General features: G+C 70.1%; 9 protein-coding genes. 2 read left to right on the forward strand and 7 right to left on the reverse strand.

Annotated features, from left to right (window positions below):
• Positions 1-223: 223 nt before the first annotated feature.
• Positions 224-736 carry a hypothetical protein gene (locus FHX40_RS06515; protein ID WP_142258777.1) on the reverse strand — a complete coding sequence of 171 codons (513 nt, stop codon included), beginning with the start codon at positions 734-736 and terminating at the stop codon, positions 224-226.
• Positions 737-1,369: 633 nt separating this feature from the next.
• Between FHX40_RS06515 and FHX40_RS06520 the strand changes: the two genes are divergently transcribed.
• Together FHX40_RS06520 and FHX40_RS06525 are read left to right on the forward strand one after the other, a co-directional pair.
• Positions 1,370-2,002 carry a hypothetical protein gene (locus FHX40_RS06520; RefSeq protein WP_142258778.1) on the forward strand — a complete coding sequence of 211 codons (633 nt, stop codon included), beginning with the start codon at positions 1,370-1,372 and terminating at the stop codon, positions 2,000-2,002.
• The gene (locus FHX40_RS06525) at positions 2,002-2,535 is read left to right on the forward strand and encodes an OmpA family protein (protein ID WP_142258779.1); all 534 of its coding nucleotides are present in this window, start codon (positions 2,002-2,004) and stop codon (positions 2,533-2,535) included. Before FHX40_RS06520 ends, FHX40_RS06525 begins: the two co-directional genes overlap by 1 nt.
• 81 nt (positions 2,536-2,616) lie before the next feature.
• On the opposite strand, the gene FHX40_RS06530 is transcribed toward FHX40_RS06525, so the two are convergent.
• From FHX40_RS06530 to FHX40_RS06555, 6 genes are all read right to left on the reverse strand, one after another.
• On the reverse strand, positions 2,617-3,363 hold the full coding sequence (locus FHX40_RS06530) for a DNA-formamidopyrimidine glycosylase family protein (protein ID WP_142258780.1): 747 nt from the start codon (positions 3,361-3,363) through the stop codon (positions 2,617-2,619).
• Positions 3,364-3,433: 70 nt separating this feature from the next.
• Positions 3,434-5,263 (reverse strand): glycoside hydrolase family 15 protein, encoded by a 1,830-nt coding sequence (locus FHX40_RS06535; RefSeq protein ID WP_189136201.1) that lies wholly within the window; start codon positions 5,261-5,263, stop codon positions 3,434-3,436.
• 239 nt (positions 5,264-5,502) lie between these two features.
• Positions 5,503-5,805, reverse strand: coding sequence for a hypothetical protein (locus FHX40_RS06540; protein WP_142258781.1), 303 nt, complete (start codon positions 5,803-5,805; stop codon positions 5,503-5,505).
• Between the two features lie 4 nt (positions 5,806-5,809).
• Entirely contained in the window at positions 5,810-6,373 is a 564-nt protein-coding gene (locus tag FHX40_RS06545; RefSeq protein WP_142258782.1) for a hypothetical protein, read from the reverse strand.
• Complete coding sequence (locus FHX40_RS06550) at positions 6,370-8,235, reverse strand: DUF6571 family protein (RefSeq protein ID WP_142258783.1); 1,866 nt, start codon at positions 8,233-8,235, stop codon at positions 6,370-6,372. Before FHX40_RS06550 ends, FHX40_RS06545 begins: the two co-directional genes overlap by 4 nt.
• An 816-nt stretch (positions 8,236-9,051) precedes the next feature.
• Positions 9,052-9,756: a hypothetical protein gene (locus FHX40_RS06555; protein WP_142258784.1), complete on the reverse strand. Its 705-nt coding sequence runs from the start codon at positions 9,754-9,756 to the stop codon at positions 9,052-9,054.
• Positions 9,757-10,060: the final 304 nt, after the last annotated feature.

The raw sequence follows: 10,060 nt of genomic DNA on the forward strand, positions 1-10,060 counted from the left end.
GCGCTGTTTCATCTCGCTCGGTGCCGCACCGGGGCGCATCGAGGGTGGGACGGAACCGGCGCCGCGAACCCCACCGGAGGTCCGGCCGCAGGATCGCCCGTAACGAGTACGGGCTGTCCAGGCCATGGAGTCGCTGCAGGGCGCGTCGGGAATCGTGCGCGGCTGTTCCGCGTCATACCGCCACGCCTCGGTGATCTCGTCGCGGCCTGGGATGGGGCGAGTCTCACTCGACGAGGGCCTGCAGCAGACCGATTATCGCGGTGGCGGTACCGAGGACGGTTACGAGGACCTGCTGGATGTCCCGTCCGGATCGTGCTTTCCCGTGACCGCTTTCCGCGCGCCGGATCGTCAGCGTTGAAATCAGCTTGCTGATGCCCATGCCGGCTCCGATGGCCGCGATTCCGCCGAGGATGAGAACACACCATTTCGCTATTCCGGACCAAGGGGACGCGAAGTCGTAGATCTGTTCATAGACGGCGATGACGGCGGCTGTCCCGCCGAACAAGAAGGCCATGCCGATATCCGAAACGCCGGGCGGCCTGACGGAGTCCTTGCCGCCTATGAGTATGAAGGAAACGCTGAGGACGGCGAGCAGTACCGCAACGACCTCCGTTGCGAGGGTCACCGCCTTCGGTGCGTCCAGGTAACGCGGGGCGATGAGTATGAACGCGGCTATCGCCACGAGGGCCAAGCCGGCGCCGAAGTCGGATAACTCATCCTTTTTCTCCTCTGCCATCATGACCTCCTGTCGACATGGTCCGCAGGTGTCGTCCGGTGTACCGACCGGATACGGCTGCAGTCATGACGGTCGGACGGTGTGCGGGGAGAGGAGGATGCGGTATGTCGTCGCTCGGCCTCTTCGCCCGGCCACCGGCCGTACCTCTGGGCCCAGCAATGCGTGACAAGTCACGTTTTCCTGAACGGATCGAGGTCGTGAGGAAAGAGACTGCAGCGCTTTTCGGTGTCGGTGGCTTGTGAGCATTGGCGAACCTACCATCCGGAACCCGGGTTTGGGTGGGGATCCGGCGAATTCGTTTTTCTGACTATTCATAATGAAGTCGGATTTTGTAGGACGATATTTGTCTCGCCGTGGACGTGACCGTCTTTCGGTGAATGCGGTCCGCCGTGGTCACTTTGGGTGCGCCGTCCACGGATGCGGGGAACGGGCTTTCGCGGTGGGCTGGGTGGACCGTATGCCACCAGGTGGGTGGCCTGCAGCAGACTTGGGTCGCGTCCGTGCGCCGGCGCTGTTTCGTAGAAATTTCAACAATTGCGGGCGGGATTGGTGCTCAGGTAGAGACGGCCTTTCCGGTCTTGACTCGCTAACCTCTCTGGTTGTCCGTTGTGTCGTCATTTGGGGGGACCTCGAATGAGTCGCCGGATCTGGTTGCCCGGCCTGCTTGTCTGCGCCGTCGCCGTGTCCGGGTGCGGGCTGGTGCAGCGTGGTGTCGCCGCCATGGAGAGTCCGGCCGAGAGCGCCGCGGCCGAGGGGCGGCAGAACGCGGCATCCGAGCAGGACGCGGCGAGCGGCGAAGAGCGGAATCCATCCACCGGGCAGGACGAGGCCGGCCAACCCTCGACCGTGGACGCGAGCAAGGTGATCGTCAAGGCCGTCCACGACGCGGCGTTCGCGCCGAGGGCGACGGTGGAGATCGCCGTGCACTCGCTGAAGCGTCGCGGCAAGCTCGCCGACCTGGTCATCTCGCTCACCCCGCGCGTGCCCGAGGGCGTCAAGGTGGACGAGAAGCTCAGCCCCTTCGAGATCAACGGCCGGAACGTCTTCCGCGTCTACCTGATCGACACCGTGAACCTCAAGCGGCACATGGTGGTGCGGGACGCCAATCGCAGGCTGCTGGAGCCCGACGAGGTGTTCACCTCGATCCGGATCGGCCAGCGGGCGATGCTCACCTACACCTTCGCGGCGCCACCGGAGAACGTCACCAAGATGGACGTGCACGTGAGTAACTTCCCGCCGTTCACCGACGTACCCCTGGAGTCCTGATGCTGCGCTCGCTGGCCGTTCTGCCGCTGCTGCTGGGCACTCCGAGCCCGAGCCCGCAGCCCACCGTGCTCGATTCGGCGATCCAGGAGTCGATCGTGGATCTGCCGCTCGACGGGACGATCCTCGATCTGAGGCTCACCGTCGAGGACCTGGAGGTGGAGACGCGCCAGGGGGAGCAGACCTTGGTCACGATCTCCTCGGACGTGCTGTTCGCGTTCGACAAGGCCGACCTCACCGAGACGGCCCGGCGCCGGATCGCCGCCCTCGCCGACCGGCTGAAGAACAGCCGGGGCGTGATCACGGTCGAGGGGCACACCGACTCGCTCGGCTCGCCGTCGTACAACCTGCGCCTCTCCCGCAAGCGCGCCGACGCGGTCAAGCGGGAGCTCGCCCGGCTGGTCCCCGAGGCGCGGATCAAGGCCGTCGGGTACGGCGAGGCCCGCCCGATCGCGCCGAACACCAAGGACGGCAAGGACTACCCGGAGGGCCGGGCGAAGAACCGCCGGGTGACCATCAAATTCAACGGCGGCTGACCCGCGGCGACGGCCCAGGGTCCCGTCGCCGTGCGTGCGGAACGCGCGCCCCGGCCGGGCGGAGCACCGCGCGGCCCGGCGTCACTCCGGCTGGTCGACGGGGCACCGGTACACGGTCCGGTGCGCGAGCTGCCAGGTCTGGACGGGAGCGCCGCACCGGCGGCAGTGCTCGCGCTTGTAGACCCAGCGCTCGGAGGGCGCGTCCGGGTCGCTGACCACCTGCCCGGCGTCCCGGCCGAGGGCGAGGTAGGCGACCGCGGCGTCCCACAGCCGGCCCGCCGTACCGGAGGAGAGGTGGCGGGCGCACGGGTGGAGACCGGCGAGGAAGAGCAGCTCGGCCCGCCACGCGTTGCCGATCCCGGACCAGACCTTCTGGTCGAGTACGGCCGCGCCGACCGGGCCGCGGAACGCGGTCAGCCGGGCGATCGCCTCGTCGCGGGAGGCGTCGGCGCGCAGCGGGTCGGGGCCGAGCGAGGCGCGGAGCGCGGCGACCTCGGCCGGGGACAGCGCCTCGCAGCGGGACGGGGCGATCAGGTCGTACGCCACCGCGTCGGTCGCGAGCCGCAGCCGGGTGCCGCGGCGCGGGCTCGCCGTGGGGTCGGCGTAGCGCAGGAAGAGCCCCTGCATGCCGAGGTGCACGTGCACGGTGGGCGCGTCCGCGAAGTGGTAGAGCAGGTGCTTGCCCGCCGCCTCCACCGCGGTGAGCACCCGGCCGTCCCAGGGCCGCGCGTCGAAGCGGCCCTGCGGCCCGGACGCCCGTACCGCCCGCCCGGCGAGGTCCGCGTGCTGCTCGGCGGCGTGGCGGTGGATGAGATGTCCCTCCGGCATGCGGACCGCCTACCCATCCTGGGCCGCCGCATGGGCGGCCGGGCCACGCGTCGGCCATGGGCGCGGGCGGTCAGCGTTCCAGGGCGCGGTCGAGGTTGAACGCGGCGCTGATCAGGGACAGGTGGGTGAAGGCCTGCGGGAAGTTGCCGAGCTGCTCGCCGGTGTGGCCGATCTGCTCGGCGTACAGGCCGAGGTGGTTGGCGTAGGTGAGCATCTTCTCGAAGGCGAGGCGTGCCTCGTCGATCCGGCCCGCCCGGGCGAGGGCCTCGACGTACCAGAACGAGCAGATGGAGAAGGTGCCCTCGGGGCCGCGCAGGCCGTCGGGGTCGCCGGTGGTGTCGTACCGGTAGACGAGGGAGTCGGAGACGAGCCTGCGGGTGATCGCGTCGAGGGTGGACAGCCACTTCGGGTCGGTCGGGGAGACGAACTTCGCCAGCGGCATCATGAGCAGGGACGCGTCGAGCACGTCGTCGCCGAGGTGCTGGACGAACGCGTTCTCCGCCGCCGACCAGGCCCGGCGCATGATCTGCCGGTAGACGGCGTCCCGGGTGACACGCCAGCGGCGCATGTCGGCGGGCAGGCCGCGGCGGTTCGCCATGCGGATGGCGCGCTCGATCGCCACCCAGCACATCAGGCGGGAGTAGACGAAGTTCCGGCGCCCGCCGCGGGTCTCCCAGACGCCCTCGTCGGGCTGGTCCCAGTGCTCGCACACCCAGTCGACCAGCGCGCACACCTCGTCCCAGCGGTCGCTGGAGATCGGCTCGCCCCACTTGTCGTACAGGTAGATCGAGTCGATCAGCGCGCCGTAGATGTCGAGCTGGAGCTGGCCGGCCGCGGCGTTGCCGACGCGCACGGGGGCCGAGCCGCGGTACCCCTCCAGGTGGCCGAGCTCGATCTCGGGCAGCTCGCAGCGGCCGTCGACGCCGTACATGATCTGCAGCGGGCCGGTGGGGCCGTCGCCCACGAGGTTGACGTGACGGCCGAGGAAGCGCATGAAGTCCGCGGCCTCCTCGGTGAAGCCGAGCCGCAGCAGCGCGTACACGGTGAACGCGGCGTCGCGCACCCACACGTAGCGGTAGTCCCAGTTCCGGCCGCCGCCGATCAGCTCCGGGAGGCTCGTGGTGGGCGCGGCGACCGGGCCGCCGGTGGGCGCGTAGGTGAGCAGCTTCAGGGTGAGCGCCGAGCGGTGCACCATCTCCCGCCACCGGCCGCGGTAGCGGGACTTGGACAGCCAGTTCCGCCAGAACCGCACGGTGGCGGTGAACTCGCGCTCGGCCTCCGCGACCGGGCAGCCGCGCAGCGGAACCTCCTCGCCCACCCGGTCGAGGGCGAACACGGCCGACTCGCCCTCGTGCAGCTTGACCTGCGCGATCACGTCGGCGCCGTCGGCCTCCATCGGGGCGGACCCGGTCAGCGTCAGGGTGAGGTCGGGGGACTCGAACACCGCGCGGTCGGCGTGCAGCCGCAGCGTGTGCGGCTGCAGGGCGTAGCCGAAGCGCGGGGCCACGCGGACCCGGAACGGCAGCGTGCCGCGTACGCAGACCACGCGGCGGATCAGCCGGTGCCGCCGCGCCTCGCGCGGGTCGTCGACGATGGGCATGAAATCCTGGACCTCGCCGACGCCCTGCTCCGAGTAGAAGCGGGTGATCAGGATCGCGGTGTCCGGGAAGTAGAACTGCTTGGTACGGCTCGGCACGTCGGCCGCGAGCTCGAACGACCCGCCGCGGTCCGCGTCGAGCAGCGAGCCGAACACGCTCGGGGCGTCGAACCGGGGGCAGCAGTACCAGTCGATCGTGCCGTTCGTGCCGACGAGGGCCGCGGTGTGCAGGTCGCCGATCAGCCCGTGCTCAGAGATGGGCAGATAGCGGTCACGGGCCGGGGCCCGGCCCTCGGTGATCACGGCGGTCCTCCCTTCCCCCGCCCCACGCTATGGGGCCGCGGGGAGGAGACGGGTCTGCCGCAGGTCAAGGAACGGCCGCGGATCCTCCCGATCCGGCGACCGGGGTACGGCAGGCGGCCGGTTCGCCGGGCGCTCCGGCCGGCGTGGGCGGCCGACCTCGGACGCGGTCCCCGGAGCGGCGCCACAGGCGATCGGACGCCGACGCCGGGCGACTCCGCCCGGTCATGCCGTTCGCCGGATCACGGCATGTTGTAGCGTTCCCGGATACGCCGCGCCTCGTCCTCGGGCACCTCGCGCGGCGTCCTGGCCAGGGTCTCGCGCAGGTCGGCCAGGATGTGGGCGGTCGCCGTACGGACCCTGGCGCGGTACTGGGCGAGTTCCTGGTCGAACCGCCGCGCCGCCGGCCCGGTCCACACCTTGCCGGAGCGGAACTGCTCGCAGGGGACCCCCAGATCCCTGTCCACCGCCTGCACGAGCGGCTCGACCAGGTTGAGGGTGTCCTGGAGCGCCCGGTGCAGTGGGTTGGGTACGAGCTGCGCCACCTGTTCAGGAGCCCTTCCCGGGAGTGGGTGAGGGGACGGCGTCGCCGAGCAGCCTCGGTGCGATCAGCCTCATCAGCGCCACGACGTCCGCCTCGTGGTCACGGCCTTCCGCGCCGCGGTCCATGTCCACGACGAGCATGGACTTCCCCCGGATCAGGACCGCGAGCGCACCCGCGTGATCCCCGAACCGGGTCGCGGAATAGTAGCCGTCCGCGTCCGCGAGAATCCTGGGAAGGCGCTTGGCACCGTCACGGACCTCCGACTCGACCCGTCCGGGATCATTGTTGGTGGCCAGCTCGATGTCGAGAACCTTCACCTCTTCTTCGTCCGGGCGGTAGACCCCGCACCACCCTTCTCGATCCCCATCCGCCGGAGCCAGCTCGAAAGAGCCTTTGGCCGGGGGGTTGCGCAGCCCCGTCATGCGCTCCACCGCCTGCAGGGGCACGTGATCGCAGACGAATGGCGGAGAGGCCGTCGTGGGCAGGGGCGTGGTGTCCGGCCGGCTGCATGCCGTGGTCAGGATGCACGCGGCCAGGACCGCCGTGAACAACGCTCTTCTCGGCGTCATTGGAACTTCCTGAACCCCTTTTGGTATCCGCTGCTCAACGCGGCCTCGACCTCGGACCACGTCTTTCCCGCCAGTCCTTCGTACAGCCATCGGCGATACGCGTCGTAGGCAACGGGATTGCCGTCGGCATCCCGGGAAGCGAGCATCTCCGCCCGAGTCAGCAGGGTCGTGCCGTCCTCCTTCAGGAAGTTGTTCGGAGCCTTGCGGGGGTCGTCACCGGGACGGAGATCGCTCAGCGACGCCCAGGGGTGGGTCTTTGCGGGAGGATCCGCCGAGCCGAACAGCCCGTGATCGAGGAGGGACTGGGCGGCGAGCTGGTGCACGAGAAACTCGATCTCCGCCGCTGTGCCGTTCGCTTTCCGCACGGCCTTTTCCGTCGACGCCTCGGTCTCCAGCGCGTTCTCGATGACGCCGGTCCAGGATGAGGTCGTGCCGGCCACGATCGGCCATCCCGCGTGCTGCGGAATGGAGAGCCCGGAATTGACCAGGGCGATCACGATTTTCACGGCATTGTTCTGCCGCTCGTCCAGCTCCTTGCCTGCCGCGATGGTCGCGACACCTGCCGCACTCGTGATGAACCCGAATCCTGCGCCGAGCTCTCTCGCCGCCGCTTTGAAAGCGACGCTGCCCCGCCCGTCCGCCAATTCGGCGGCACTCGCGCCCAGCAGCATGCGCGCCCATATGGTCTGCGCGCCGGAGACCATGGCGAACGCTTTCGGGTCGGCCTGGAAAACCTCCTTCATCACCGCATGCAGCTCTTCCCGGTCGAACCGGGCTCCCCAGTCCTCCCGGCCGGGCAACAGCGCGTGATCCTCTCCGGCGACACCCGGTTTGGCGTCCGCGCCTGCGGCGGCGACCCGATTCACGTCGCGGATGTAGGAGGCGAAGATCTGGCTGAGGGCTTCGGGGGAGAGCCGCAGCGAACGTCCCCGGTCGAGGCGTTGCGCCTCCAGGTGGATGACCTGGGACGCCAGCTTGGCGGACAGGTAGCCCCGGGACGGGTTGTCCGCCGATCCGGCGTGGTCGCGGAACACCGTGGTCGCGGCGAGCAGCGCCGCGCTCAGTGCCTTACCGTCGTCCAGCGCGCGCCGCTCGTTCATGAGCCGGTCGAGGACGCCGGGCTGGGCGAAGAAGTCCTGCGCCGCTGCGGGGACGCGGGACAGGGCGGTCAGCACCCCGGGCAGCGGATCGAGGACCGGGACGCGGTTCGCCGCTTCGATCTTTCTCGCCACGTCCAGCAGGAAGGCGGCGTCGTAGGTGCCGTGCATCAGGGCACGGGAGAGCCAGTAGTGCTGCCCCTCCGACCCCTTGGCCGTCAGCTCCGCTCGCCAGGCGGCGTCCAGGCGCGGGCTCGCCGCGGCCAGAGCCTTCCCCAGGGCGGCCTGGAGACGCTGCGCGGCCGCCCGGTCGGTGCCCTTCCCGGTCGTGGCGAGCACGGTGCGGAACCCGGTCGCGCCGAGGGCGTGCATCAACGCCGTGGCGAAGTCGGCGTCACCGGCGCGTCTCTCCAGCTCGGCGAGCACGGTCCGGTCGATCTCGCCGCTGTGGGCGGTACGGCCGAGGGCCAGGGCGGCGGCGTACGCGTCGGGGTCTCCGGCCGCCCGCGCGTACCGGCCCTCGTCGAAGGGGGCGAGGCCGGTGGCCGGGACGGCGCCGGGGCTCCAGCGTTCCCGGACGGCCTGGACGGCCTCGTGGCGGCGGCGGAGGTCGGGACGCTTGTCGGCGATCCACTGCCGGGTCTCGCGCAGGACGGCCAGGTGCGAGGTGTCGAGGTCGAGTGCCTCAAGGGCGTGGCGGATGCGCGGCTCGTTGGTGCCGAGGGTGTCCTGGGCGCGGGCCAGCGCCTTCTCGAAGGCGTCCATCTGCGCCGGGTCGATGCCGGAGAAGCCCCAGCCGCCCGCGTCGGGGCGGACGTCGACCGTGGGGTGGGGATTGGGGGTGGCGCCCCCGGTGGGATGGCCGTCGCGCCGCGGGGCGGCCTGGGGCGCGGGCGAGGGCTCCGGGGAGGGGCTGGGCGTGGGGGTGGGGGCCGGATGAATTCCGGATTCGGCGGGCCGGGGCTGCGGTGAGGGGATCGCGGTCGGCTGCGGGTGCGGCGATGGCGCGGAGGGGGATCGTCCCATCGGGCCTCCGGCTTGCTCGGCTGCACACGGGCGTTCGTACGCTTCACGTTAGCGTGAGCCCGCCGCCGGAAAACGGCGTTCGCTCATCTTCGGCATGACGATTCGCGTTTTCGCCCGGACGGCTTGCCGTCGGCGGCGCAAACGGCGGACATGTGCCCACCGAAGATGAGCTTCGCGGTTTGTCCCTCGGGGCGGGTTTCGATTTTCGGTTTCGGCCGATCGGCCGAAACGGCGCATCGGGCGGGCGCCGGTTATCGGCTGTCGAAATCGTGGTTTCCGGATCGGCCGAATGTGATCGATCCGCCGGTCATCTCCGGAGAAAGGGGTGTGCGGCCCACCGTACCGGTGGCGGCACGATCGCCACCGCCTCGGCCGCGTGCGTACGTACGGGGCGCCTCATCGGCCGGGCGGCCGTATGGCCGGTCTCTGGGGCGGCGTTTTGATCGTTTCGCTTGTGGGATCGGTAGGCATGCCCGGCTTGCCGGGGACACCTACGCTCGCCGATCTCCCCGACGACGCCGCGTTCCTCATCCCTGGAGCACAGACAGCTCCACCTCAAGGAGGCGTTGGGCCGGATGGCGACGGTACGGCGCGGCCGAGTAGCCTCGGCGCGACCAACCTCATCAGGGCCACGGTGTCCGCTTCGGGGTCACGGCCTTCGAGCCTCTTGTCGAGGCTCACGATCAAGGTCGACCGTCCTCTGGTGAGCACCGCCAGCGCGCCGACGACGTCACCTCCGGAACGCTTCGTGGCGGAGTACCCGTCTCCTCCCGTCACGATCGGGGGAAGGCGCTTGGCGCCCAGCCGGACCTCCTCCTCGGTGCTTCTCGCCGCGAAATCGGTGAGCAGCGACACCTCCAGAACCGGGAGCCGCTCCCCGCCGGGTTCGGAGACGATGCACCACCCCGAGCCGTGGCCGCCCACCGCATTCAGGTCAAAGGAGCCGCGCGCCACGAGGTGGGTGAGGCCGGTCATCCGTTTCACCGCCTGGCGCGGCAGATGACCGCACACATAGGGCGGCGCGGCGACGGTGGGCAAGGGCGCGGTATCGACCTTCTCGTCGGCGGCGCAAGCCGTGATCGACGCCGGCAGGCAAAGCGTCGCCGCCGTCAGGTCGGCGACGGCTCTCGTCCTCATCATGCGAACGTGACGCATTTTCGCCGACATCCGGCGTATGTCGAACGCCTCCTCACCCTCATCACTTTCATCTCGCCGCTCCCGATCCGCCGACGTCGTGACCAACGGCCCGGTCGTCTTCACCCTTGCTCTCGATCCTTTCGCCCAGGGCCGCAGGGTCGTGCCATCGCTCACGGGAGCGCGTTGCCGGAGCCTTCCCGACATCCTTCTTCAGGCCACCGAGCGACACCCAAGGCGATTCTTTCCCGGAAGGTGCGGCCGGGAGGCTTTGCGCGGACCACGTGGCGGTGTCCGAAGCGTTGCCTTTGCCCCCGCCCTGTCGGCCGTCTCGATCGGGCGATCGATGGGTGACGTCGCAAGGTGCCGGTTGACGCGGCTCGGGTTCATAACAATCGGCGCCTCGTCCGTGACGCTGTCGTGTTGCCGC

The organism is Thermopolyspora flexuosa (genome assembly GCF_006716785.1).
Classification (GTDB): domain Bacteria; phylum Actinomycetota; class Actinomycetes; order Streptosporangiales; family Streptosporangiaceae; genus Thermopolyspora; species Thermopolyspora flexuosa.